This window comes from Alteromonas sp. S167, assembly GCF_036864375.1.
GTDB lineage: Bacteria > Pseudomonadota > Gammaproteobacteria > Enterobacterales > Alteromonadaceae > Alteromonas.
This window is the reverse complement of the sequence record NZ_JAZETR010000004.1, coordinates 214,838-240,400: the sequence shown is the minus strand read 5'-3', so window position 1 is coordinate 240,400 and position 25,563 is coordinate 214,838. Positions and strand designations below refer to the sequence as shown.

The window sequence follows — 25,563 nt, the reverse complement described above, 5'->3', positions numbered from 1 at the left end:
CTGTTGAGCCAAGGGTTATCCGTTAGTTTTTACATGAAGTTTGTCGACAAAATCGGTGATCTCATATGTTAAGACAATGGTATGACTTGTAACTAAAACTTTCGACCCTATACTATTCAACGCAGCCAACAATTATAGGTTGTGCATTCGTGCGTTTGTTGTGCAGTTATCGGTAGGGAAGCCTTTTAAATACTTGGTATCACCAACACTTAAGAAGGCTAAAAGGCGATAGAAAGGAGCGCAGCAAGGTATGAGGACGATAATAGCAAGATACATAATGTAGCGTAAAAATAATGCGCTTATCGTTAGTAACAAGCAAAAATTTCGTATCGCAATGACTTTGGGCGCATTACGCCAGTAATGCGGGTTGTTGCGACCCAATGGACTAAAAAAACGGCAGCACGCTGTCGACAAAATTGAGGTATATAATGACCAAGTCTAAGATCATTTACACGAAGACTGATGAAGCGCCAATGCTGGCGACGTATTCTTTCCTTCCTATTATTCAGAAGTTTGCATCTGCAGCTGATATCGACATTGAACTAAGCGATATTTCACTAGCAGCTCGAGTACTTGCAAACTTCCCTGAATTTTTAACCGAAGAGCAAAGAGTACCTGACGCCCTTGCTGAATTGGGTGAAATGACGCAAGACCCAAATGCCAACATCATCAAGCTTCCAAATATCAGTGCCTCAATTCCACAGCTTCGTGCAACCATTAAAGAATTAAATGATAAGGGCTTTAATGTTCCTGCATTCCCTGATTCACCAAAAACTGCCGAAGATGAAGAAATTCGTGAGCGTTACGGTAAAGTACTAGGTAGCGCAGTAAACCCGGTTTTACGTGAAGGTAACTCTGACCGTCGTGCACCAACAGCTGTTAAAAACTACGCACGCAAACACCCGCATTCAATGGGTGAGTGGTCCCAAGCATCTCGTTCACACGTAGCGCACATGCGCGGTGGCGATTTCTACTCTGGTGAGAAATCAGTAACGGTTGAAAAAGACGGTCACGTAAGCATCGAATTTACGGGTAAAGATGGAATCAAGAAAACCCTTAAACCGCGTGTAGATTTACTAGCTGGCGAAGTTATCGACGGCATGTTCATGAGTAAAAAGGCGCTATGTGAGTTCTTCGAAGAGCAAATTGAAGATGCGAAGAACACCGGCGTTCTATTCTCATTACACGTAAAAGCGACCATGATGAAGGTGTCTCATCCAATCGTATTCGGTCACTGTGTAAAAGTATTCTACAAAGACCTATTCAACAAATGGGGTGACCTGTTTGAAGAGTTAGGTGTTAACCCTAACAATGGTCTTGGTAGCGTTTACGACAAAATTGCAAGCCTACCTGAAAGCCAGCGCTCAGAAATTCAAAAAGACATCAATGCATGTTATGCCGACCGCCCACCAATGGCGATGGTAAACTCTGACAAAGGTATCTCGAACCTTCACGTACCAAGTGACGTAATTGTTGATGCATCTATGCCAGCTATGATCCGTAACTCAGGTCAAATGTGGGGACCAGATGGAAAGGCGCACGACACCAAAGCAGTTATCCCTGAAAGTACGTATGCAACTATTTACCAGGAAGTTATCAACTTCTGTAAAACGCATGGTGCATTCGACCCGACAACGATGGGTACGGTACCTAACGTTGGCTTAATGGCACAAAAAGCAGAAGAGTATGGTTCACATGACAAAACGTTTGAGCTAGAAGCAGACGGTACAGTGTCGATTGTTGACCAAGATGGCAATGTTCTTATCTCTCACGATGTTGAAGAAGGTGATATCTGGCGTATGTGTCAGGTGAAAGATGCACCTATTCAAGATTGGGTTAAGCTAGCGGTAACGCGTTCACGTCAATCTGGAATGCCTGCGGTATTCTGGCTAGATGACGAACGTGCTCACGATGCACAACTGATCAAAAAAGTTGAAAAGTACCTTCAGGATCACGACACCAATGGTCTAGACATTCAAATTATGTCTCCTGTACGAGCTATTCGTTACAGCATGGAACGTGCGATTCGCGGTCTAGATACCATCTCAGTAACCGGTAACGTACTTCGTGACTACTTAACTGACTTGTTCCCAATCCTAGAGCTTGGCACCAGTGCGAAAATGCTATCAATTGTTCCGTTGATGGCTGGTGGCGGCCTTTATGAAACGGGCGCGGGCGGCAGTGCACCTAAGCACGTGCAACAGTTCGTTGAAGAAGGTCACTTGCGTTGGGACTCACTCGGTGAATTCCTGGCACTAGCTGTATCGCTAGAAGATGTTGCTATTAAGCACAGCAATTCTAAAGCAAAAGTTATTGCTACAGCACTTGATAAAGCGACAGAAAAACTACTAAACAACGGTAAGTCTCCGCTTCGTAAAGCAGGTCAGTTAGACAACCGTGGTAGCCATGTTTACCTAGGCCTATACTGGGCTGAAGAAGTAGCGAACCAGACGGAAGATGCAGATCTAGCTGCGCAATTTAAGCCAGTGTATGAAGAGTTATCTGCAAAAATCGATGACATCTTGGCTGAGATTGATGCAACGCAGGGCAGCGCACAAGAAATTGGCGGTTACTACTACCCAGACGAAGACAAGCTTTTCGCAACTATGTCTCCAAGTGCAACGCTTAAAGCAATTCTTAATGCTTAATTAAGTTGCCGTTGCGCACTAGTTGATAGTGTTAATAATTAAAAACCCAACACCATGTGTTGGGTTTTTTTTGTGCATTTATACCTGCGTAATCGATGCGATTACGTGATGTAAGCTTAAACAAATGGCCATATTAAACATTTATAATAACTAACTGAGTAACGCAATGAATGTACGATGGATTATCAGTATTTGAGAGACTTACACAGGTAACTTCTTTTCGAGATAAAAGAGGTATACTGCTTCTGATTGGTTTATTGACCGTTGCGATTTTTGATAGAGGTTACGAACTAGAATGTATTAGATAACCATGGTGAGCATTTACCGTCATGCGCACTTTTTCCGGCCTGAACTTAGTAAGCCAAAAACAAAAAAGCCCGACTAATGTCAGGCCTTTAGAATTCTTTCTTAACGCTCTGGCTCTTCTTTAAAGCCTATATTTTCCGCGTGAAGACCTTTAGGGCCCTCTTGAACCTCGAATGTTACTTCTTGGCCTGCTTTCAATGAGCGATAACCTTCCATTTGTATCGTAGAGTAGTGGGCAAAAATGTCTTCACCACCGTCCTCAGGAACGATGAACCCAAAACCCTTCGCGTTGTTAAACCATTTAACTTTGCCGATCGCCATACTTCAACTTCCTCTTAGTCCTTGAACTCGCACGTTTATGCCCCCATTATAGATCCGGAAGCACAGTGGTATGAGTATTGATTCAGTGTTGATACAGTATTTAAAAGTATTGAAACAGAGTAACACTCAATCCCACTATCAAAATGTAGATTTTTTAACCACATTATGTCAAGGGCAAATGTGAATAAATTTATTCGAAAGTTTGTGCACATAAATGCCATTAAACCACTATTATTAAGTTATGAGTAAAGACAACACCATTAGTATCGATAAGGAAAAACAGAAAGACGCGCAGCGACAGAAGCCGCAGCCGCCTCCCATGTACAAAGTGTTGTTGAATAATGACGACTACACGCCGATGGATTTTGTCATTGAGGTACTCATGCAGTTTTTCAATATGGACGCTGAGAAAGCCAACCAACTTATGCTAACCGTTCATTATCAGGGTAAAGCCGTGTGTGGCATTTTCACTGCTGAGATAGCAGAGACGAAAGTAATGCAGGTAAATCAGTACGCACGCAAGCATCAGCATCCGTTGATGTGCACGATGGAACAGGCATAAGGTATTTTGTAGAGGGCGAGCAATATGTTAAACAAAGAATTAGAACAAACGCTGAATAGCGCGTTTGTATTTGCCAGAGAGCACCGTCATGAGTTTATGACGGTAGAGCACTTGTTGTTGGCATTGCTCGACAACTCAGCAGCTCGAGAAGCTCTGAAAGCATGTGGCGCTGATATCGAGTCGATTAAAAGCGAGCTCCTATCTTTTGTAAAAGACACAACGCCACTTATTCTAGAAGACCAGTTAACCGACCGCGAGACGCAGCCTACCTTGGGCTTTCAACGTGTGTTACAGCGCGCAGTGTTTCATGTTCAATCGTCGGGGAAAGATGAAGTAACGGGTGCTAACGTTCTTGTCGCGATTTTCAGCGAACAAGAGTCTCAAGCCGTTTACATTCTTAAAAAGTCAGATGTAACGCGCCTTGACGTGGTGAACTTCATTAGCCATGGCGTAAGCAAAGCTGATGACGACGAACCAGTGAATCCAGAAGCCGGTGATGAGGCCGAGGGCAGTGAAGAGGGCGGTTCTGCATTAAGTAAATACGCTACCGATTTAAACCGCCATGCCAAAGACGGCAAAATAGACCCACTTATTGGTCGCGATTCAGAAGTAGAACGCACTATTCAAATCTTATGTCGTAGAAGAAAGAACAATCCTCTGTTAGTTGGTGAAGCGGGTGTTGGTAAAACAGCCATAGCCGAAGGTCTCGCTTATCGTATTGTTAACGACGATGTGCCAGATGTTATTGCCGAAAGCACGGTTTATTCTCTTGATTTAGGTGGCCTTCTAGCGGGTACTAAATATCGTGGCGATTTTGAAAAGCGTTTAAAAGCTATTCTGAAAGAACTTGGCAAAGACAAAAATGCTATTCTGTTTATTGATGAAATTCATACTATTATTGGTGCCGGCGCTGCATCGGGTGGTGTTATGGATGCATCTAACCTGCTCAAGCCTAAACTATCTAGTGGTGAATTGCGTTGTATTGGTTCAACTACCTACCAGGAATACCAAGGTATTTTTGAAAAGGATCGCGCTCTGGCACGCCGCTTCCAGAAAGTGGACGTTACTGAGCCTAGCGTAAGCGATACGACTAAGATTCTAATGGGTCTGAAAAGCCGTTATGAAGAGCACCACAATGTGCGCTTTACGCAAAAAGCTATTCAAGCAGCGGCTGAATTGTCTTCAAAGTACATAAACGAGCGACATCTGCCTGATAAGGCCATCGACGTGATGGATGAAGCCGGTGCAAGCCAGCGCTTGTTGCCACCGTCAAAGCGTAAAAAGACGATTGGTGTCGGCGATATCGAACAAATAATTGCTAAGATGGCACGCATTCCAGAGAAGTCGGTATCAGCGTCTGATAAAGAGGTGCTGAAGAACTTGGGTCGTAACCTTAAGATGGTGGTGTTTGGCCAGGATCAGGCCATAGAGACGCTTAACGACGCTATTTTACTCTCACGCTCGGGCTTAGGTGCTGAAACGAAGCCAATTGGTAGTTTCTTGTTTGCCGGTCCGACAGGTGTTGGTAAGACAGAGGTTACACAGCAGCTAGCAAAAATTATGGGTGTAGAGCTTGTGCGTTTTGACATGTCGGAATACATGGAGCGTCATGCTGTAAGCCGTTTAATTGGTGCCCCTCCCGGTTATGTTGGCTTTGACCAAGGCGGTCTACTTACTGACGCCGTCATTAAGAACCCTTACTCAGTAGTACTTCTTGATGAGATCGAAAAAGCGCACAGCGATATTTACAACATTCTGCTACAGGTAATGGATCACGGTACGCTTACCGACAACAATGGCCGTAAGGTTGATTTTAGAAACGTTGTGTTGGTAATGACGACCAACGCTGGTGTTCAGGAAACGGTGCGTAAGTCGATTGGCTTTAAGCAGCAAGACCATAGCCACGATGCGATGTCTGAAATCAATAAAGTGTTTACACCTGAATTCAGAAACCGCCTAGACGGAATTATCTGGTTCAATCACCTAGATTCAGAAATTATTCTGCAGGTGGTTGATAAGTTTATTATCGAACTTCAAGCTCAGCTTGACCAAAAAGGCGTTTCACTTGAGGTGACAAGCGACGCCCGAGCATACCTTGCTGAAAAAGGCTATGACAAGTCAATGGGCGCTCGTCCAATGGCACGCCTTATTAAAGATGAGCTTAAGAAAGAGCTGGCAAACGAGCTGTTGTTTGGAGAGCTTTCAAAAGGCGGTAATGTGAAAGTGGACTGCGTAGACGACAAACTAACGTTTTCGTTTACTGGTGTAGATGCCACATCAGAAGAGGCTGAACCAAGCTAAGGCTGAAAAAGTTATTATACGTTTAGCAAAAGAAGGTCAGTGAAAACTGGCCTTTTTTATTGCTTCTAAAAACTAAGTTCTATTTATCTTAGATACAAAAAAGCCCGATAGTCATCGGGCTTTTTACAATGCGTTACCGCTTCAATGGCACATTATCTGGCGCGGTATACGATACGACCTTTAGTCAAATCGTAAGGCGTCATCTCAACGGTGACCTTATCGCCAGTAAGAATTCGGATATAGTTCTTACGCATTTTACCAGAGATGTGTGCAGTCACTACGTGACCGTTTTCTAGTTCAACGCGGAACATAGTATTAGGTAGCGTGTCTAGCACAGTACCTTCCATTTCAATACAATCTTCTTTTGCCATGTAAAGCAGTTACCTCAGTAATTCAAAATTTTTGCCGCGCAGACCTTACCCAATCTTGGGTTCAGTGTAAAGCAATTAAGTGGGTTTTTTAGTAAATAGACGCCATTCGTTGTCGCTGAACTGTTCGAAGGGTAAAAACTTGTGCTTATATGACATCTTTTGACAACCTTGAACATAATATCCCAAATACACAAAGCGATGGCCAAGTGTTTTAGCCTTCTGTATTTGCATAAGTATCATCCAGGTGCCTAGTGATGCAGACGCATAGTCTGGATCGAAAAATGTGTAAAGCGCAGAGAGTGCACCTTGAGATTCGTTAGCATCAACGATGTCTGTCACGGCTACCGCGATTAGCTTATCACCGTCATAGGCCTCTAAAAAGTGTGTGGTCATCCACTCGCATCGAACGAAGCTATCAAACTGTGTTTTAGACGGTGGATACATACTGCCATCCGCATGCCGTTCACTGATATAGCGTTCGTAAAGTGGGTAATAAAAGGCGTTAGGCTCATCAACAAGGCGCACGCTAAATGCGCTGTTTGCATTTAAAATGCGCTTCTGACTGCGAGATGGGCGGAAGTCGTCAACCGGAATTCGTACCGATTGGCACGCATTACAGTTAGGGCAATGGGGTCGATAAATTTGCTCGCCGCTGCGTCTGAAGCCTGCCTGAATTAACTGAGAATATCGCCATGCTTGGAAGTCGCTACTTTCAGCATATACAAGTAACTGTTCTTGCTCATCAGGCAAATAGCTACAGGTAAAAGACTGCGTAATTCCAAACTTCATGGTGTTACAACCTTGGCTTGCCAACGTTCAATATATTCATCAGAGAGTTCACCTTTATCGTTCAAAGTGTGGTTGTTTATACGCAATTTTTCAATAAAAGTGTTTCTTGAAATTGCTTTTGCACCCAAAGATTCGAGGTGATCCGTTGGCAACTGGCAGTCGATAAATGCCATGTTGTGAGACTTCATGTGTTGCACAAGCGACAGCATTGCTAATTTCGATGTGTTACTTTTAACGTGAAACATAGACTCACCACAAAAAATATTGCCTATGCCCACACCATATAAACCACCCACTAGCATATCGTCTTCCCACACCTCGACAGAGTGGGCAAGACCAAGTCCATGCAGCTGTGTGTAGGCCATCATCATATCGTCGGTTATCCATGTCTCAGTTGACATGTCATTACCGTCTGTACGTTTTCTCGGTATAGAAGAACAAGCGTCGATAACGCGTTCGAACGCATGATTGAGCGTTACTTTGTATTTTTGTTGTCTAGCAAGCTTTTTAAGGCTTTTCGAGACGATAAAGTCGTCTAATTCGATAATGGCGCGTGGGTCCGGCGACCACCATAACAACGGCTCGTCATCGCTAAACCATGGGAAAATACCTTGTGAATAGGCTGAAAATAACCTAGCGGGGCTTAGGTCAGCACCGAAAGCGAGCAGTCCGTTGGGCTCGGATAACGCAGTATGTACAGGAGGGAAGGGCGCGCCTTCTTCAATATAATGTAAAGCAATCATAATAAAAAAGGCCCTTGGTTAAGGGCCTTATCATTTTAAAGCTAATGCTATTTAGACGCTAAACCGTCAAGGAATTTTTCAGCATCAAGTGCAGCCATACAGCCAGTTCCTGCTGATGTAATTGCCTGACGATAAATATGATCGCTTACGTCACCTGCTGCAAAAACACCTTCTACGCTGGTTTGTGTGGCGTTACCATTTGTACCACTGTTAACAGTGATGTAGCCGTCTTTCATTTCAAGCTGACCGTCGAAAATGTCGGTATTTGGCTTATGGCCTATAGCAATGAATAGACCCATTACATCAAGCTCTTCCGTTGCTTCGCTTTCAGTGTCTTTAATGCGGATCTTAGTAACGCCCATGTCGTCACCCAGCACTTCGTCTAGCGTGCGGTTCAAGTGCAGTACAACGTTTCCGTTCTCTGCCTTATCACGTAAACGCTGCTCTAGAATCTTTTCGCTACGGAAGGTGTCGCGTCTGTGAATTACATGCACTTCTGAAGCGATGTTTGATAGATAAAGCGCTTCCTCAACAGCCGTGTTACCACCACCAACAACCGCAACTTTTTGGTTGCGATAGAAGAAACCATCACACGTTGCACATGCCGATACACCTTTACCCATGAATGCCTGTTCAGACTCCATACCAAGGTATTTTGCAGACGCGCCCGTTGCGATAATAAGCGCATCACAAGTGTATGTGCCGCTGTCGCCATAAAGCGTGAATGGGCGTTTGCTAAAATCTGTTTTATTGATGTGGTCAAAGATGATTTCAGTATCAAATTTTTCAGCATGCTTCTGCATACGTACCATTAAATCTGGGCCAGTAAGACCTTCTGGATCACCCGGCCAGTTTTCTACTTCTGTAGTGGTAGTAAGCTGTCCGCCTTGTTGAATCCCAGTAAGAAGTACAGGTTCCAAATTAGCGCGTGCTGCATAAACTGCCGCTGAGTAGCCAGCAGGGCCTGAACCTAAAATAAGTAGACGGACGTGTCTGCTTTCTGCCATTTTCGTCTCCAAGTATTGACCCACTTATGGGCATATGTTCTTTCTATAATACGCTAGATGAGGGCATCACGTTATATTTCAACCTCAATGCTAGTCTGCATTTTATTGTTCTAATTTTGAAGGCCGTATGATGCCTTCAATGAGGTCAAAAGTCACTTAAAGAGTGAACGTTCTTATGCGTTATTGTTCTAAATTTATGTAGCTGAAAGTGTCTTTATGATTGAGTGTAATTGAGATTGCACGTTGCTTATTAAAGTTTTTCCACATTAAGCAGTTGCGGTGTGTCAACCGTATTTTATGGGGAACACAGCTTGTATTAGTTTAAAACCGTATTACAATTTCGAGAATAAGCAGCAACGAGTTAACGTTATTCTCGTTTGGGTCTTAAACTCTAGAATAAACGCGGTTAAAGCTGCCAGTGAGTTAACTAAAGGCCTGATAAGCAGAAAGCTCAACAGCGAAGAATACAAGCTCCGAGTTGTGTTGTTTTGAGGAGAAAAGCCATGTCGCAATCAGTGATGGCAATGTTAAAAGACGGTCAGCAGTACATGAAAACATGGCCTATGAGAAAAGAGCTGTACGCCTTTTTTCCTGAGTGTCGCGTTGTGGCTGCAACCAAATTTGCAATAAAAACCATGCCTCCTGTGGCGCTGGTTTCTTGTGCTTTGTTATTACATAACCTCGGCGCAGAGTATCTTCCTCAAACCATCGCTATTGGTGCATTTTTCTTAAGTCTTCCTCTACAAGGCTTGTTATGGCTTGGCCATCGTTCTGATCAGTATTTGCCTCCACAGCTTAAAAGTTGGTATCAAGAGATCCACGCAAAAATGCGTACGCAAGGTTGTAATGTGGCCTCCGCAAAGTCAAAACCAAAGTACAAAGAATTGGCAAAGCTATTAAAAACCGCCTTCAACGACTTAGATAGCGTATTTACAAAGCATTGGTTTAACTAAAGGTCTGCTTCAGTTTAACCCAGATTCAACCTACTGATACCAACTACTGCAAAGCGGGTGTAAGGATTTGATTGCAACGCTTGCACCTGTACTGAGTACCTTTTCTGACATTGTTATGCCTGCGTGTTGAAAGTGAATACGTATTGCATTGGCATTGATATGCAAATGTTTTTACTGCCGACTTGGTATCAAAACTGTGTGTTGTATTAGGTTCGCGATTGAATACACCACGCATAATGCTTTGCCATTCGTTGCCGTGAGGTTTCACTTTTCCAAATAATTGCCATACCAATAAGTGACTTATCTCGTGGGGCACCACGTCGGTAAGAAACGCTTCGGTATTTTCTTTAAATAACACAGGGTGGAAGTTGATTCTGTTTTGTTGCAAAAATGCAGAGCCTGCATTTTTCCCTGAACGACGAAAAGAAAGCGTGGGGCGCGTAAAATACCTTTTAAAATAGCTGTCAGCCTGCTTATAGTAATGCTCTACAGCGTCTTCAATTGCGTGTTTTAGTGTAGGGGATAAATCCGAGAGTGCGATACTTACACCTGAATAGGAAATACGGTTAAAAATAAAAACGCGCTTGTGATAGTTAACACAAGCGCGATTTGAACTGATTGATGTTGGTTATGTATTCGTAATACCTAACGCAAACTCTTTCTAACTTACGTCAACTCTTTACTACCTAACGTTAGCTCTCTACTACCTAACGTCGCTTTTTTCTACCTGACGTCACAAGGCAAACAAAGTACGTAGGTGCCCTTAGGGTCGTTTAGGCGGTTAACAACGCTGAACTCTTTAAGTACGCGTTTAAACTCGTTTACTAATGCTGAATCGGCATTTGAAAATTGCCATTTACCAACATAAGTCATCGCCTGACCAAAGAACTCTTTCCAGAATAGGTCTTGTGCTGATAACGAGTGCTGTACGTATTGCGTATCGTATTCTTCCAATGCCGCAAACTCTGCCGCTGCAGACACAGCATCTTCAAGCGTGCCAAGCTGGTCAACAAGTCCAAGTTCAAGCGCATCTTCACCAATCCATACGCGGCCCTGCGCTACGTCGTCTACTTCTTCAACGGTCATCTCGCGTGATGATGCAACAAGTGATAAGAAATTGCCGTACGTGTTTTCAACATTACGCTGCAAAATTTGACCGAATTCTGGTGCCAATGGGCGCGCTACCGAGAACCCAGTTAGTTCCGTAGAGCCAACGCCGTCACTATGAACACCAATATAATCAAGCGAATTTTCGTACGTCATAAACATACCGAAAACGCCAATTGAACCTGTGATAGTGCTTGGGCTTGCAATAATCTTGTCGGTGCTGGCCGCAATCCAATAACCACCTGACGCTGCATAGGTGCTCATTGATGCAACAACAGGTTTACCTGCTTGCTGTAGCTGTAGCACTTCTTGCCTAATAATTTCCGACGCGAACGCGCTTCCGCCAGGAGAGTCAATTTGAAGTACCACTGCTTTAACGCTGTCGTCCAAACGCGCCTTTCTTAATAGACGCGCAGTACTGTCACCGCCAATTGTTCCTGCTTTTTGATCGCCATCTAAAATGGTACCTTTAGCTACAACAATAGCCACTTTGTCTATATTGTTTTCAATTGCCGGCAATGGCGGGTTTACCACCTTCAAATAAGTACTGTACGCGGTTAAATTCACGCCGTGGCGGTTATCACCGTCACCTACCAGTTCAATAAGCTCTTGTCTTACTTCTTCACGGGTTTTAAGCGCATCAACCCATCCATTTTCCAGAGCGTATTGTGCAAAGTCCCCGCCAGCTGCCTCAAACTTTCCTAGCAGCCCCTCAAGTGTTTCGTCGAAATTCGATGTTTCAATGCCTCGTGCAGCGGCAACATCTTGCTTGTATTGATTCCAATAGCCATCAAGCCATTGCTTCTCTGCTTCTTTCGCTTCCTCTGACATATCGTTACGCATGATTGGCTCAACAGCCGACTTGTACGTACCTACACGGAAAATGTGCGTTGTAACTTTAAGCTTTTCAAGCATATCTTTGAAATACATGCCGTATCGACCGTAGCCTTCAAGCATTAGGCCGCCCATTGGGTTCAAATAAATGTTGTCAGCATGCGCAGCAAGATAATATTGGTCTTGAGAGAAGTAATCGCCAATCGCGTACACCGGCTTTTCAGATGTTTTAAATTCATCTATGGCTTCTGCTACCACGCGCAGTTTGTCTAATCCGCCACCTGTCAAACCGTGCAGGTCTAGGACTAGCGCTTTAATACGACGGTCTTTCTGTGCGTTTTCCAACACTTTTACTACATCGCGTACTAGTACTTCCGGGTTTTCCGGCTCATCACCTAGAGCGTCTTGTAGAAATTGTTCAAACGGGTCAATGCCTTCTTTTTCGATAACCAATTTACCGTTCAATGTTAAATACAAAGCACTGTTTGCATTAACGGTAAGAGGGTCGTTGTCTGAGCTGGTTGCCGCGATAATGATACCCGCGAAAATGACAATAAAGATGATATTAAAGAAAAGTTTGCGGGTGAAGTTAAGCACCGTCCACAAGCCAATAAACAAGGATTTAGTCCAATTTCCTTTGGCTGCCATAAATCACTACCTTTTTTAAATTATTTTCAACAGGTGTATGTATCGATGTAATTCAGTGCGTTGAGGTTATTCGCACATCGTCATTCTATTATGTTACCTAAATCGAGTAAGATCGCTAATAGAATTGTAATTTTTTGTTATGTTTGACACATCCACGTTTAATTTTCTTTGCTATCAAGCCATTGGCTTATGAGCTTCGCAATACGTTTATGATCATTTTCACTTAGCTGCATAAGCAATTTACCTGATGGCGTTTTGTATCGGGTTTTTTCGTGCCCTTTTTGCATAATTCGTGTAAACGGCGATGTTTTTGACTGCTTAGATGAAATTTTTTTCATAGTTTGTCGTTCTACTAACTACCACACAATTACAGGTTGATGCTCATGACATCTCTTTATTCTAAATTCGTAGACAGTTTGCGCCATGTAGACGGCATCCCATTATTACTGCTTCGCTTATATCTTGCACCAGTAATGATTCAAGCAGGCTGGAACAAAGCGTCAAGCTTTGATGGTATCGTAGACTGGTTTGGTAATGAAGACTATGGGCTTGGTCTTCCATTTCCGCTGGTCATGGCATTTTTGGCCACTGCAGCGGAGTTAGTGGGCGGAATATTCATTTTATTTGGTGCATTAACACGGCTGGTAAGTATTCCATTAATGATAACCATGATTGTAGCGATGGTAAGCGTACACGCAGAAAATGGCTGGCTGGCCATAGCAGATGCTTCGTCTTGGTTAGCAGACGGTACCATTTTACTTAATGAAAGCGTAATGGAAGCACCTGACAAACTGGCCGCAGCGAAGTCGCTGTTACAAGAGCACGGTCATTATGACTGGCTAACATCGAGTGGAAACTTTGTTGTGCTGAACAATGGTATTGAGTTTGGTGCAACGTACTTCGTTATGTTGTTGGTATTGTTTTTCTATGGTGGCGGGCGTTACGTAAGTGTTGACCACTTCTTTACCAAGACAGAAATCAGCTGAACCATGCCGCTTATTTAAACCAATTAAGACCGGATTTTTCTGGTCTTTTTTGTAAGTGAGTCGTAGGATCCTGTGTATACAAATCAACGCCGTTATCTTGTTGATATTAACAACACTTTTTGGGTGGAGAACGCACATGGATGCACTAACGTTATTATTAAATAGAAGCTCTCAACCTCGTTTATCGGCGCCTGCGCCATCAGGGGACGCGCTTGAAAACATAATGCAAGCAGCGCTTCGCGCGCCGGATCACGCTTGTCTAACGCCGTGGCGCTTTATTGTTTGTGAAGGTAAGGGCCTCGACAAATTAGGGGCGTTGTATGAGCAATCAGCCATTGAAAATGAAAAGTCGCAGAAAGAAATTGAGCGTGCGGTGCAGCTACCGCATCGAGCACCAATGGTTATCGTTGCAATAGCCAAATACACTGAGCACGAAAAAGTACCAAGAGTTGAACAAATCGCTTCAGCAAGTTGTGCAGTGATGGCGATGCAAATGGCTGCGGTAGCGCAAGGCTTTAACGGAATGTGGCGCACGGGTAGCTACGCACAGTGTGAAACGGTTAAAAATGGCTTGGGGTTAGCCGAGGATGATGAAATTGTAGGGTACTTGTACTTAGGAACACCTGCGTTTGAGCCTGCGCCTAAACCACAACGAAACAGTGCAGATTACTTCGAATATTGGAAGTGAAGGGTTGTCAGATAAAAAAAGCGCCTGTTACGGCGCTTTTTAATGTCTAATATCTACAAACAGTGGGCATTTAGCCTCGAATGTTTAATGACACAATCTCGGCGCTAAAAACTCAATGTTGCGTTATAACCAGCGAATTTGCGGATATTGATAACACGGTCTTCATCTAGCATCCAGTATTGACCTTTAATACCTTGCAGCACGCCGGTAAATGCAGGTGTTTTATCAAGGTTTAGCGATTTAATTTTTACAGGATATTCTTCTACAGGATAGTGAATATCGTGCGTAACCGCGTTAACCTCTGATACCGCTTGTAATCCTTTTTCTTGTTTAAGTGCCTCGAGATCAGCGCTAATCTTTTCCATAAGCTCAGACTTTACCGCCTCTAGGTCAACCTCGTCTGGTTTTCCTTTTAGCATGGTTCGCCAGTTTGTTTTATCGGCTATGTGATCTTTACACAATGTTTCTACTAAGCCGCTTGTTAAGCGGTCGGGCACGCGCAGCATTATCGTTGCCTGTGTAGCACCTTGGTCCATCCAACGTACTGACACACCATCAGAGACTTGGCGAGTAATGCCTACTTTTACGGTGCCTGTGTTCGCCAAGTAAACAAAATGCTCGCTAAAACAATGCTCTTCACCCCACTGTGGCTCGCGGCAGGTGCCCTCATGATAGTGACATTTTTCAGGTTTAATAATGCAGCTATCACATTGCGCGAGTGAAATTAGACAGGGATAGCAGTAGCCCTGATTGAAGCTTTTTTTAGTTTTTCGATTACAGCTGACGCAGTTAATTTCGCCATTAAAGTTAAGCGTAATTTCTTTACCTATAAGTGCATTAACATCAACCAAATCATCACCAATAGGGAGCGTATAGCTTACTTTGTTGTTTTCATCTGCTTGGGTACGCATCTTTTTAAGCATACCCGTATAAGTCGTTGTCACTGTATTGCCTTATATTTATTGTTTGTTTTAATGGTTTGAAAATTAAAACCTAGTTTTACTAGTCGCTTAGCTCACCACGCAAGTTTTGGGTTAGCATCTTACTTACTTCGTCAAATGTGAGGTCTTTACTTAGTAGGTAGTGTAGCTTCGCCAGTGCCGCTTCTGGCGTCATATCACTGCCAGATAATACACCTACCTCTTGCAAACCATGCCCTGTAGCATAGCCGCCCATATTAACGCGACCGCGCATACATTGAGTGCAGTTTAGCACTGGTATTTCACGAGACTTGGCATATTTAAGCTGTGATATAAGCTCTGGGTTTTGTGGAGCGTTGCCAACACCATAACTTAATAAAATGAGCGCGTTGACTGGCTGTTGAAGCGTATTTTTTATAACTTCTGGCGCAATGCCGGGATACAGGCTAACCATGCCTATTGGCTGCGCTTTTACGCTCGATACCGTTAAGGTGTTTTCAGGCGATTCAGCAAGCTTGCCCGCTTTTACTCGAATGTTAATACCGGCTTCTAAAAGGGGAGGGAAATTGGGTGAATCGAATGCGCTAAAACCGTCAGCGTCCACTTTACGACTTCTATTTCCACGTAAAAGTCGGTTGTTAAAAAATAAACCAACTTCAGCAATAGGGTAGTTTGCAGCAACATACAATGCATTCAGTAGGTTTACTTGGCCGTCAGAACGTAGCTCGGCCAATGGAATTTGTGACCCTGTAACAATAACAGGCTTAGACAAATCTTCTAGCATGAAACTTAGCGCTGACGCGGTGTAAGCCATAGTGTCAGTGCCGTGCAAAATAATGAATGCGTCGTAAGTGTCGTAGTTATCGGCGATATCGTCAGCTATGCGCTGCCAATCAGACGGATTCATGTCAGAAGAATCGATAAGGTTATCGTACTCATGTAACGTGAATAACGGCATTTCAGGGCGATGGAACTCTGGCATGTTTTTGAGCGTATCTGCAAGGAAGCCTGCAGCTGGTACGTAGCCTTGTTTTGAAGGCTTCATGCCTATGGTTCCGCCGGTGTAGGCAATGTAAATATGTTTGCGCATCAATAAACCTTACTTACCACTGTAAACAAAAAAGCGGTGTTAACACCGCTTTTGTATTTTAGTTTGTAATGGCACCAACGTATTAACGGTGCCTTGTTTTTATTTTACTTCTTTACCTGCTGCCTGTTGGTCGGCGTGGTAACTTGAACGTACCATAGGTCCACAAGCGGCATGAGTAAAACCAATTTCTTTTGCGTAGTCGCCAAGTGCATCAAATTCTTTTGGATGAACATAGCGCTTAACAGGATAGTGGTGGCGACTTGGCTGCAGGTACTGACCAAGTGTAAGCATATCAACGTTGTGCTCACGCAAGTCGCGTAACACGCCTTGAATTTCTTCGTTCTCTTCACCCATACCCATCATAAGACCAGATTTAGTCATAACATCTGGGTGTTGTGCTTTGAACTTCTTCAACAAATCAAGAGACCACTGGTAGTTTGCACCAGGACGACACTCACGATATAGACGCGGGATAGTCTCTAGGTTGTGGTTGAATACATCCGGTACGCCATTTTTGAAGATCTCAAGAGCGCGATCCATGCGGCCGCGGAAGTCCGGTACAAGCACTTCAATTGTGGTAGAAGGGCTGTGCTCACGAATTGCGTTAATGCAATCAACAAAGTGTTGTGCACCACCGTCTCTTAAATCGTCACGGTCTACAGAAGTGATAACAACGTAGCGAAGATTCATTTCAGCGATGGTTTTCGCTAGTTTTTCTGGCTCTTCTGCACTAGGAGGAAGTGGTTTGCCGTGCGCAACATCACAAAATGGACAGCGGCGAGTACAAATGTCGCCTAAAATCATGAACGTCGCAGTACCGTGGTTGAAACACTCTGCCAAGTTCGGGCAGCTTGCTTCTTCACACACTGAATGAAGGTTATTTTTGCGCAACGTTTTTTTGATGTGGTCAATCTTCTCGGTAGTACGAGGAAGCTTGATCTTAATCCACTCAGGCTTGCGCAGCATTTCTTCCTTTTCTGTAGGAATAATGGTGACTGGAATATGTTTTACTTTTTCATCATCGCGGAGTTTTACACCCGCTTGAGGTCGTGCGTTACTCATCAAAACCTTCTTTATATGTTGTTTCCGTGATGGAAAGCGCTTCAAGTAGTAATTGGGTTAACTCACTGCCGGCAACAGAAAGTGATGTTGGGCCTTGGAGTCTGGCAGTGTCTACCATCTCCATACCCGCATATCCACAAGGGTTAATTCGCTGAAACGGTGATAAATCCATATTAACATTTAACGCTAACCCATGGAACGAACAGCCATTACGTATTCTTAAGCCAAGGGAACACACTTTTTTTTCGTCGACATAAACGCCAGGTGCATCGGGCTTTGGATAGGCTTTAACGCCATATTTTGCAAGTAGTCCGACCACAGCTTCTTCCATCGCCGTGACTAAATGTCGAACACCCAGTTTGCGGCGCTTAATATTGAGCATTAAGTAAATAACTTGCTGGCCAGGCCCGTGATAGGTCACTTGACCGCCGCGATCTACTTGCACAACAGGAATATCGCCAGGCATAAGAATATGCTCGGCCTTTCCAGCTTGACCTTGGGTAAATACAGCGTCGTGTTCTACTAGCCACAATTCATCTTGGGTGTGCTCGTCACGTTCATCTGTGAAGCGTTTCATAGCTTCAAAAATTGGCTCATACGCTTGACGACCAAGTTGTCGTACTATGACGTTTTGCATGCTTGGCGTAGTGTTTGTAGCTGCGTTAGCAGTTAGTTCGCTCACTTACAGGACAACCCTAACCAGTTCTAGTTTTGCTAGCTCTGTGTAAATCGTTTCCATGTGCTCTTTACTGGTAACTCGCACACTAACCGATACCGAATGATACGTGCCTTTGCTGCTTGGTTTAACCGCAGGAGAGTAGTCGCCTGGTGCGTGCTGCTGCAAACACGATACTACCTGTTGAGGCAGGTCTTCATGTGCCACACCCATCACTTTAAAAGTTTGGTTTGTTGGGAAGTCTAATAGTTCGTCGAAACGGGTATCCATGCGATATCCTTGGTACTGTCAATCTCATATAAAAAACGGCCAGATTGTAACAAATCTGGCCGCTTCACAACTAGCATTTACGCTAAAAAAACATAGCTAACACGCTTGGCGTGTAAACCTATTTACCCATGACATAGAATAAAAGGCTTATGTTTATTCATCATCAAAACCTAGTTGAAGCATAATGTAGTCTTTCATTCGGTTGAAAAAGCTACCTTCTTTTACTTCTTGAAGGGTGACTAGCGGATAACTTGCCACGTCTTCACCATCTAATTGAAGGTAAAGCTTACCTACCACTTGGCCTTTTGCCAGCGGCGCTTCTAGCTTCTTATCAAGCTCGAAATTCGCTTCAAGATTAGCGGCTTGACCGCGTGGGATAGTAATGGGGGTAGATTGGTTAATTCCAAGGTCTACCGTTTCTCTGTCACCCATGTAGATGCGGTGCGCTACAAAACTATGGCCTGCTTGATAAGGGGTTAGTGTTTCGAAGAATCTAAACCCGTACTTAAGTAGCTTCTTGTTTTCTACCTTACGAGCACGCTCACTGTCTGTGCCCATTACAACCGAAATAAGGCGCATATCGCCTTGTTCTGCTGAGGTAATAAGGCTGTAGCCCGCATCTGACGTATGACCCGTTTTAATACCGTCTACGTTAAGGCTTTTGTCCCAAAGTAGGCTGTTGCGGTTATACTGCTTGATACCGTTAAAGGTGAACTCTTTCTCGCTGTAAATTTTGTACATTTCAGGCGTTTCAGCAATCAATGCTCTTGAAAGCACAGCCATATCACGTGGTGTTGTATAGTGGTCTGGGTCGTGCAAGCCGTGTGCATTAACCCAGTTTGAGCCTACAAGGCCTAACGACTGAGAGTGTGCATTCATCATGCTAGCAAAGGCTGACTCTGACCCTGCTACGTGTTCGGCCATTGCAACACAAGCGTCGTTACCCGACTGAACCACAATACCGCGGAGGAGATCACGAACAGAAACCTGCGTACCTACTTCTATAAACATTTTTGACGAGTCAGGGAATTTCTTAGCCCACGCGTTTTCAGAAATGGTCACTTCGTCGTCTAGGCTAATATTGCCTGCTTGAAGCTCTTTACCGATAACGTAAATCGTCATTATTTTTGTAAGGCTTGCCGGAGCCAACTGCATGTCGGCGTTTTTCGAAGCAATAACATGACCTGTTTCAAAATCGGTAAGTAAGAAACCTTCAGCTGCAACAGTGGGGGCTGGCGGTGTAACAACCGCTGCGTGAGCAATGTTTAGCAAAGCGCCGATCAGAAGGAAGGCGAATGAAAGTAGTGACGGTTTAGCGCGTTGAATTGTTCTATGCATGGTTCTAATATCTTTGACCGTTTTATCCGTTTATGTGTGTAGCAATAAGATAAAGACAATACGTGAAACTACAATTATCACGATATCTAAGCTACCCAAATTAGCGTTTTAATAGTTCAGCCTTCAACGATGTTGAATGACGATGGGGTGATCCTATCGAAAGGCTGAGTATAAGACTAGGTTTTATCAAAAAAGTTTAGGTGTGAGTAGGTATTAGACGAAGAAACTCTGATATTGCCTGTTAAATGACACAATTGCGCCATATTGTTGATTGAATTGTGTTCAGCCTGCGGCGTTTCAGCTAATGCGTTTGACCTAATACGGTTGCGATAGAGCGTAGGCATTTGGGTAACCGTTTTGTCGAAGTTGTTGTAACACTTCCTCGACTATAGCTTCATCGTAGATGGGACCAAGCTGCAATTTGTAGATACTCTCTGCTTGGGGAAGATGGGCAGGAATTTGATAAAGTGCCGACAGCACATTTGATATCGATTTCGCTTTTTTGGCGTCGGACAAGGCAGCTACCTGTATAAACATAGCTTGTTCACTTTGCGCGTTATTTACTGTGTGTGCTTCTTCGACTATTTCTGTAGTTGGTTCATTCGCCACTTGAACATCCTGAGCGACTTTTTCACTAGAGCTGCTTGCAATGGTGGGCGTGGCGTCGATACCTAGATACTCGTCATAAGATACGGTAGGCCTATTCCCTATAGTCACGTTGTTGTGTTTGTCAAAATGGATAACTTCAAGCTTAACTTTTGTCGTGCCTTTACTGTGATAGCCTAACTTTACCGCAGCGGCATAAGATAAATCGATAATGCGGTTATCGTGAAAAGGGCCTCTATCGTTCACCCGTACAATAGCTTGTTTGTTGTTTTCTAGATTCGTTACACGAACGTATGAGGGCAGGGGAAGCGTCTTGTGAGCTGCGCTCATGGCAAACATGTTGTAAGTTTCACCGTTCGACGTTAAGTGCCCGTGGAATTTCTGACCATACCAGCTGGCGTATCCCGTTTGTTCATACCCCTTGCCCGACGTCATTGGCGTATAGTGTTTACCAAGCACCTTATAAGGGCGACTGTTGAACATGCGGTAGGCTTCATACTTAGGAACTGCATCAAGCGTTTCTGGCTCTTTAGCTATATGGCGTGGAGCCGAGTCGTGCTTTTGTGCGTATCGACCTGAAGGTGTAGATTCACAGCCCACAATCAACGTAACACAAATAAGCATAAAAAACGTTTTGGTAAATCTAAGTGCGTGGTTCTCTCTATGCTTAAACAACATGTTTTCTACCGTGACATCAATCGTTTTTGAGTAGCAATTGACATTAGAATGCCAAAGCCAGCCATTAATGTCACCATAGACGTGCCGCCATAGCTTACTAACGGAAGGGGAACGCCAACAACCGGCAGAAGCCCTGATACCATGCCCATATTTACAAACACATAAACAAAAAACGTAAGCGTTATGCTGCCGCCTAATAATTTAGAATAGGCGTCTTGGGCTCGGCTTGAAATAATAAGGCCTCGCGCAATGATGAAAAGATAAATTGCCAGCAATACCATTACACCAGTAAGACCAAACTCTTCGCTGAACACAGAGAAAATAAAATCGGTATGTCGTTCGGGCAAAAATTCTAATTGAGACTGAGTGCCTTGCAGCCAACCTTTGCCGTCCACGCCACCTGAACCGATAGCTATTTTAGATTGAATAATGTGGTAGCCGGAGCCCAGAGGGTCGCTCTCAGGGTCCAAAAAAGTTAACACGCGCTGTTTTTGATAGTCTTTCATTAAGAAAAACCACATGACAGGTGTAAATGCACCTACGAGTGCACCCACTATGGAGATTAAGCGCCAGCTCATTCCGGCAAGAAATATAGCAAATATTCCCGAACTGGCGATTAGAAGTGACGTTCCCAAGTCGGGCTGCTTGGCAATTAAAATGGTAGGCACAACAACCAGCCCAAACCCTATTATTATATGTGTAGTGCGCGGTGGCATAGTGAATTTACTGATATACCAAGCCACCATCATAGGTACTGCAAGTTTCATAAGTTCAGATGGTTGAAAGCGAATAAAGCCAAGATCTAACCAACGCTGTGCGCCTTTGCCCATATCGCCAAACAACAGCACCGCTATCAGCATTAATAGCCCTATCGCAAATGCATAGGTGGACAAGCGTCGATAAAAACCTGGTGGAAGTTGAGCAAGCGCAAACATGACGATAAAGCTTAAACTTAAGCGCACAAACTGACGTTCCATTTGTCCTGCATCCTGACCCGATGCAGAGTACAGTGTGAAAAGACCTACACCGCTTAATACTAGAAGGCCAACGAGAAGCCAGCCATCAATATGTATGCGCTGCAGAAAGCTCACTTTGTTTGGATTTATTGTTGTTCTTTTCATTAATGGCCGCTACTTACGCTTTCTTGGTGTTGATGCGAATAATTTGGCTGGTTTTTAGTGTCAGCGTCTTTATTACTCTGTGTAGAAGCGACATCGAAAACGCGATCTCTAAAATAAAAGTCCATGATTTGACGAGCCACTGGTGCGGCATTCTTACTACCGCCACCTACGTTTTCAAGCACTACCGTAACGGAAATTTCAGGGTCATTAAACGGTGCAAAACCTACATACATGGCGTTATCGCGCAGTCGTTCATCTATTTTAGTCGCATCGTATTTTTCGTTTTGACCCACTGTAAACAACTGTGCGGTTCCTGTTTTACCTGCAGAGTCGTAGTTTGTGTCGGCGAATGCTACACGAGCACCACCTTCTTCACCGCTAACCACGTCATGCATGGCATTTAAAATCACATCCAAGTTTTCTTGGTTTTTTATTTCAATAGGGCGAAGCGACTTTAAAGGTATTAAGTCCACAGTGCTGTCGGGGTTTTTATAGCCGCGAATAATCTGTGGTATGTAGCGCTCACCTCGATTGATAAGCGCATTGACTGAATGAGTAAGCTGTACTGGGGTTGTGGTCCAGTAGCTTTGACCAATACCTACTGGAATAGTATCGCCCACATACCATGGTTGATTAAAACGGGCGCGTTTCCAGCCTCTACTTGGCATATTCGCATCCGATTCTTCATACAAATCGATACCGGTAAAATCGCCAAAACCAAACTCGTACATCGCTTCGCTAATTTTATCGATACCAAGTTTGTATGCTAAGTCGTAATAAAACGTATCGCACGATACTTCAATGGCCTTAGACACGTTGACATTACCATGGCCCCAACTGCGCCAGTCACGCCACGTGTGTGATACGTTGGGCAATTGATAACGACCGTTATCAACAATGGTGTAGTCTTTGGTAATTATACCTTCTTCAAGACCTAACAAACCTAAGTGCGGCTTTACGGTTGATGCTGGCGGGTATTGGCCCTGAGTGGCTCTATTGATAAGGGGTCTATCTGGTGAATTTAAAAGCGCCGAGTAGTTTTTGCTGCTAATGCCATGAACAAAAAGGTTAGGGTCGTAGCTGGGGTTTGAATAAAGCGCTAGCACACCACCGGTTTTAACGTCTGTGACAACAATAGCACCGCGAATACCCTCTATAATGCGTTGGGCTTCCAACTGAAGCTCTAAATCAAGATTTAGCACAATGTCTTTGCCAGGTGTAGGCGGGTCTACATTAAGTACGCGAATAATGCGCCCTTGGTTATTTACCTCAACCTGCTGATAGCCAACCTCGCCGTGAAGTAATTCTTCGTGATATTTCTCAATACCCAGTTTACCAATGTCGTGAGTGGCTGCGTAATTGTCTTCTTGGCCGGCTTCAACGAGTTTTTGCAAATCTCGTTTGTTAATACGAGCTACGTAGCCTAGTGCATGGGTGAGGGTATCTTTGTAGGGGTAGTAACGGGCAAGACGAGCTTCAATTTGAACACCGGGAAATTTATGTTTACTGGCGGAAAATAGCGCCACTTCTTCTTCGCTTAATTGGGTTCGCAGTGCAACGGGTTTGAATCGCCGAGTGCCTTTTAATGTAGACTGAAATCGCTCAAGTTCATCATTAGTAATTCCCATTAGCGAGGTAAGTTCGCTAAGGGTTTTATCTATGTCTTTTACTTGCTCGGGAATGACTTCCAAGCTGAAAACAGGTCGATTCTCTGCCAAAAGAATACCGTTTCTATCGTAAATGAGGCCGCGATTGGGCGCTACTGGAAGTACTTTTATCCGGTTACCGTTTGAGCGGGTTTGATAGTCTTCGTATTGCGTAACTTGAAGTGAGTAAAGGTTGTTCAACACAATGCCCAGCATGGCAACAACAATAACGAAAGCGATAGTAGCTCTGCGGGCGAAAAGGTTTGCCTCGGCGGAGTGGTCTCGTATTGCTTGACGCTTGCGGTGCATTGATTTCCTTTGCATAAGTACTGTAAGTCTATTCTCGATGATAGGGATGGTTTTGAGTGACAGACCAAGCCCGATACAAACTTTCCGTTAGAATAATACGCACAAGAGGGTGCGGTAACGTTAGCGCCGACAGCGACCATTTTTGTTCAGACGCTGCGATGCACTCAGGAGCAAGTCCTTCAGGACCGCCAATAAGCAAGCTTACATCGCGGCCATCCATTTTCCAGTTGTCTAGCTGTTTAGCAAGGGTAGGGGTATCCCAAGGTTTACCGGTAACCTCTAAGGTTACAACGCGATTTCCCTTGGGAATAGCAGCAAGCATTTGCTCGCCTTCTTTTTCTAAGATGCGCTTGATATCGGCGTTTTTCCCACGCTTTCCTGCAGGTATTTCAGTGAAGCTTACTGGCATATCACTAGGGAATCGACGAATAAACTCATCAACTCCAGTATTTACCCAGCTGGGCATTTTTGTACCCACGGCCACTATTTGAATACGCACACTGCCTTCCTTTTACTTCTTTCGGCATTTACTGCCTATACACTTTATCAAACGCGTGCTTGCCTTAAGACCAAAGCTTTTCTAGCTGATAGAAGTCACGGGTTTCATCTTGCATAACGTGCAAAATAATATCGCCAAAGTCTACAAGTACCCATTCACCCGTTTCTTTACCTTCAACGCTGCTTGGTGCATGCCCAGCATTTTTAGCTTCAACCATCACGTTTTCAGCAATAGAAGACACATGACGCTTTGAATTACCTGAGCAGATAATCATGGTGTCGGTAATAGTAGATTTGCCGCGTACGTCTAGTTCAATAACGTCACGGGCTTTCATATCGTCAATTTTATCAATAACGAATTGTTTGAGTTGTGTACTCTCCAAGAGTTTCCTCACTTACTTAACTTTTATATAACTGATTTGCTTCAATATATTCAATAACACCCGAAGGAAGCCATTGATCTAATATGTCTGCACTGCTTTCATCACCGTTTTTATCAATGTTACTGCGCTTGCACAGCATTTCGCGTAATGCTGTAGAGGACACATTAAACAGTGGGGTGTCGACAAGCAGAACGCAACCATTGGGTTTAGTGTAAAGCTCATCTTTGTTAGTGATAGCGTTTTTACCAAGCCAGCGCGTTATTGCTGGACCCGGTGAGAAGGTTTCACTGTCTCTTCTCATCACAATTAAGTGACAATAAGAAAGTAATCCCTCCCATTCGTACCATTGGTCTAGATTATACAGCGAATCGGCACCAATGAAAAAACAGATTGTATCGCTTGAAGCCTGTTTTAATGCTCGCAGTGTTTTTACTGTGTAAGACGGCGAAGGCAGCGATAACTCAATAAGCTGTGGTGACAACCTCTCGTTGCCTTGGCAGCTGAGTTCAATCATGTTCACACGATGCACTTCCGACACATCAATCTGTTTATGTGGCGGCAGCTTCGAAGGCATTAACTGAACGTTGTTTATACCTAACTTATCTGCAGCACTTAAGGCCGCATTGATATGACCTTGATGAGGAGGATTAAAGGTACCGCCGAGAATTGCGGTAATTGATGGATGTTGGGCGTTAGACACGT

At 44.0% G+C, this 25,563-nt stretch carries 26 protein-coding genes; 6 read left to right on the top strand and 20 right to left on the bottom strand.

Annotated elements, in window-relative coordinates; translation table 11 throughout:
- Window positions 1–428: 428 nt before the first annotated feature.
- A complete protein-coding gene (locus V7R35_RS08715) occupies window positions 429–2,648 on the top strand; it encodes an NADP-dependent isocitrate dehydrogenase (protein WP_334014355.1) in 2,220 nt (739 codons plus the stop codon).
- A 408-nt stretch (window positions 2,649–3,056) separates the two neighbouring features.
- Here the strand turns inward: V7R35_RS08715 and cspD are convergent, their stop codons facing one another.
- A complete protein-coding gene (cspD, locus tag V7R35_RS08710) occupies window positions 3,057–3,275 on the bottom strand; it encodes a cold shock domain-containing protein CspD (RefSeq protein ID WP_334014354.1) in 219 nt (72 codons plus the stop codon).
- A gap of 241 nt (window positions 3,276–3,516) precedes the next feature.
- On the opposite strand from cspD, the gene clpS reads away from it, so the two are divergent.
- Window positions 3,517–3,837 (top strand): ATP-dependent Clp protease adapter ClpS, encoded by a 321-nt coding sequence (clpS, locus tag V7R35_RS08705; RefSeq protein ID WP_334014353.1) that lies wholly within the window; start codon window positions 3,517–3,519, stop codon window positions 3,835–3,837.
- A 24-nt stretch (window positions 3,838–3,861) separates the two neighbouring features.
- Window positions 3,862–6,138 carry an ATP-dependent Clp protease ATP-binding subunit ClpA gene (gene clpA, locus V7R35_RS08700; protein ID WP_334014352.1) on the top strand — a complete coding sequence of 759 codons (2,277 nt, stop codon included), beginning with the start codon at window positions 3,862–3,864 and terminating at the stop codon, window positions 6,136–6,138.
- A 152-nt stretch (window positions 6,139–6,290) separates the two neighbouring features.
- Here the strand turns inward: clpA and infA are convergent, their stop codons facing one another.
- The 4 genes from infA to trxB form a co-directional block, all read right to left on the bottom strand.
- Entirely contained in the window at window positions 6,291–6,509 is a 219-nt protein-coding gene (infA, locus tag V7R35_RS08695; RefSeq protein ID WP_014949333.1) for a translation initiation factor IF-1, read from the bottom strand.
- Window positions 6,510–6,584: 75 nt separating this feature from the next.
- Window positions 6,585–7,298 carry an arginyltransferase gene (locus V7R35_RS08690; RefSeq protein ID WP_334014351.1) on the bottom strand — a complete coding sequence of 238 codons (714 nt, stop codon included), beginning with the start codon at window positions 7,296–7,298 and terminating at the stop codon, window positions 6,585–6,587.
- Complete coding sequence (gene aat / locus V7R35_RS08685; RefSeq protein WP_334014350.1) at window positions 7,295–8,041, bottom strand: leucyl/phenylalanyl-tRNA--protein transferase; 747 nt, start codon at window positions 8,039–8,041, stop codon at window positions 7,295–7,297. Before aat ends, V7R35_RS08690 begins: the two co-directional genes overlap by 4 nt.
- A gap of 47 nt (window positions 8,042–8,088) precedes the next feature.
- The gene (gene trxB / locus V7R35_RS08680; protein ID WP_334014349.1) at window positions 8,089–9,048 is read right to left on the bottom strand and encodes a thioredoxin-disulfide reductase; all 960 of its coding nucleotides are present in this window, start codon (window positions 9,046–9,048) and stop codon (window positions 8,089–8,091) included.
- A gap of 503 nt (window positions 9,049–9,551) precedes the next feature.
- Between trxB and yfbV the strand changes: the two genes are divergently transcribed.
- On the top strand, window positions 9,552–10,001 hold the full coding sequence (yfbV, locus tag V7R35_RS08675) for a terminus macrodomain insulation protein YfbV (protein WP_334014348.1): 450 nt from the start codon (window positions 9,552–9,554) through the stop codon (window positions 9,999–10,001).
- 43 nt (window positions 10,002–10,044) lie between these two features.
- On the opposite strand, the gene V7R35_RS08670 is transcribed toward yfbV, so the two are convergent.
- From V7R35_RS08670 to V7R35_RS08660, 3 genes are all read right to left on the bottom strand, one after another.
- The gene (locus V7R35_RS08670) at window positions 10,045–10,542 is read right to left on the bottom strand and encodes a SprT family zinc-dependent metalloprotease (RefSeq protein ID WP_334014427.1); all 498 of its coding nucleotides are present in this window, start codon (window positions 10,540–10,542) and stop codon (window positions 10,045–10,047) included.
- A 182-nt stretch (window positions 10,543–10,724) separates the two neighbouring features.
- Entirely contained in the window at window positions 10,725–12,590 is a 1,866-nt protein-coding gene (gene sppA / locus V7R35_RS08665) for a signal peptide peptidase SppA (protein ID WP_334014347.1), read from the bottom strand.
- Between the two features lie 158 nt (window positions 12,591–12,748).
- Window positions 12,749–12,928 (bottom strand): hypothetical protein, encoded by a 180-nt coding sequence (locus V7R35_RS08660; RefSeq protein WP_334014346.1) that lies wholly within the window; start codon window positions 12,926–12,928, stop codon window positions 12,749–12,751.
- A 45-nt stretch (window positions 12,929–12,973) separates the two neighbouring features.
- On the opposite strand from V7R35_RS08660, the gene V7R35_RS08655 reads away from it, so the two are divergent.
- Together V7R35_RS08655 and V7R35_RS08650 are read left to right on the top strand one after the other, a co-directional pair.
- On the top strand, window positions 12,974–13,576 hold the full coding sequence (locus tag V7R35_RS08655) for an HvfX family Cu-binding RiPP maturation protein (RefSeq protein WP_334014345.1): 603 nt from the start codon (window positions 12,974–12,976) through the stop codon (window positions 13,574–13,576).
- Between the two features lie 136 nt (window positions 13,577–13,712).
- Window positions 13,713–14,264: an NAD(P)H nitroreductase gene (locus V7R35_RS08650; RefSeq protein WP_334014344.1), complete on the top strand. Its 552-nt coding sequence runs from the start codon at window positions 13,713–13,715 to the stop codon at window positions 14,262–14,264.
- A 104-nt stretch (window positions 14,265–14,368) separates the two neighbouring features.
- Here the strand turns inward: V7R35_RS08650 and V7R35_RS08645 are convergent, their stop codons facing one another.
- From V7R35_RS08645 to nadD, 12 genes are all read right to left on the bottom strand, one after another.
- The gene (locus V7R35_RS08645; protein ID WP_334014343.1) at window positions 14,369–15,208 is read right to left on the bottom strand and encodes a DUF2797 domain-containing protein; all 840 of its coding nucleotides are present in this window, start codon (window positions 15,206–15,208) and stop codon (window positions 14,369–14,371) included.
- Window positions 15,209–15,266: 58 nt separating this feature from the next.
- On the bottom strand, window positions 15,267–16,274 hold the full coding sequence (gene ansA, locus V7R35_RS08640; RefSeq protein ID WP_334014342.1) for an asparaginase: 1,008 nt from the start codon (window positions 16,272–16,274) through the stop codon (window positions 15,267–15,269).
- A 99-nt stretch (window positions 16,275–16,373) separates the two neighbouring features.
- On the bottom strand, window positions 16,374–17,336 hold the full coding sequence (lipA, locus tag V7R35_RS08635) for a lipoyl synthase (protein WP_334014341.1): 963 nt from the start codon (window positions 17,334–17,336) through the stop codon (window positions 16,374–16,376).
- Window positions 17,329–17,973: a lipoyl(octanoyl) transferase LipB gene (gene lipB / locus V7R35_RS08630; protein WP_334014426.1), complete on the bottom strand. Its 645-nt coding sequence runs from the start codon at window positions 17,971–17,973 to the stop codon at window positions 17,329–17,331. The genes lipA and lipB overlap by 8 nt, the downstream gene beginning before the upstream one ends.
- A 45-nt stretch (window positions 17,974–18,018) precedes the next feature.
- A complete protein-coding gene (gene ybeD, locus V7R35_RS08625) occupies window positions 18,019–18,282 on the bottom strand; it encodes a DUF493 family protein YbeD (protein ID WP_334014340.1) in 264 nt (87 codons plus the stop codon).
- Between the two features lie 153 nt (window positions 18,283–18,435).
- Window positions 18,436–19,620, bottom strand: a complete 1,185-nt coding sequence (locus V7R35_RS08620) for a D-alanyl-D-alanine carboxypeptidase family protein (protein ID WP_334014339.1) — start codon at window positions 19,618–19,620, stop codon at window positions 18,436–18,438.
- Window positions 19,621–19,935: 315 nt separating this feature from the next.
- A complete protein-coding gene (locus tag V7R35_RS08615) occupies window positions 19,936–20,850 on the bottom strand; it encodes a septal ring lytic transglycosylase RlpA family protein (RefSeq protein WP_438823457.1) in 915 nt (304 codons plus the stop codon).
- 59 nt (window positions 20,851–20,909) lie between these two features.
- Window positions 20,910–22,025 carry a rod shape-determining protein RodA gene (gene rodA, locus V7R35_RS08610; RefSeq protein WP_334014337.1) on the bottom strand — a complete coding sequence of 372 codons (1,116 nt, stop codon included), beginning with the start codon at window positions 22,023–22,025 and terminating at the stop codon, window positions 20,910–20,912.
- Window positions 22,025–23,980 carry a penicillin-binding protein 2 gene (gene mrdA / locus V7R35_RS08605; RefSeq protein WP_334014336.1) on the bottom strand — a complete coding sequence of 652 codons (1,956 nt, stop codon included), beginning with the start codon at window positions 23,978–23,980 and terminating at the stop codon, window positions 22,025–22,027. Before mrdA ends, rodA begins: the two co-directional genes overlap by 1 nt.
- A 28-nt stretch (window positions 23,981–24,008) precedes the next feature.
- Window positions 24,009–24,479: a 23S rRNA (pseudouridine(1915)-N(3))-methyltransferase RlmH gene (rlmH, locus tag V7R35_RS08600; protein WP_334014335.1), complete on the bottom strand. Its 471-nt coding sequence runs from the start codon at window positions 24,477–24,479 to the stop codon at window positions 24,009–24,011.
- A gap of 64 nt (window positions 24,480–24,543) precedes the next feature.
- The gene (gene rsfS / locus V7R35_RS08595; protein WP_334014334.1) at window positions 24,544–24,861 is read right to left on the bottom strand and encodes a ribosome silencing factor; all 318 of its coding nucleotides are present in this window, start codon (window positions 24,859–24,861) and stop codon (window positions 24,544–24,546) included.
- 16 nt (window positions 24,862–24,877) lie between these two features.
- Window positions 24,878–25,561, bottom strand: a complete 684-nt coding sequence (gene nadD / locus V7R35_RS08590; protein WP_334014333.1) for a nicotinate (nicotinamide) nucleotide adenylyltransferase — start codon at window positions 25,559–25,561, stop codon at window positions 24,878–24,880.
- Window positions 25,562–25,563 lie beyond the last annotated feature (2 nt).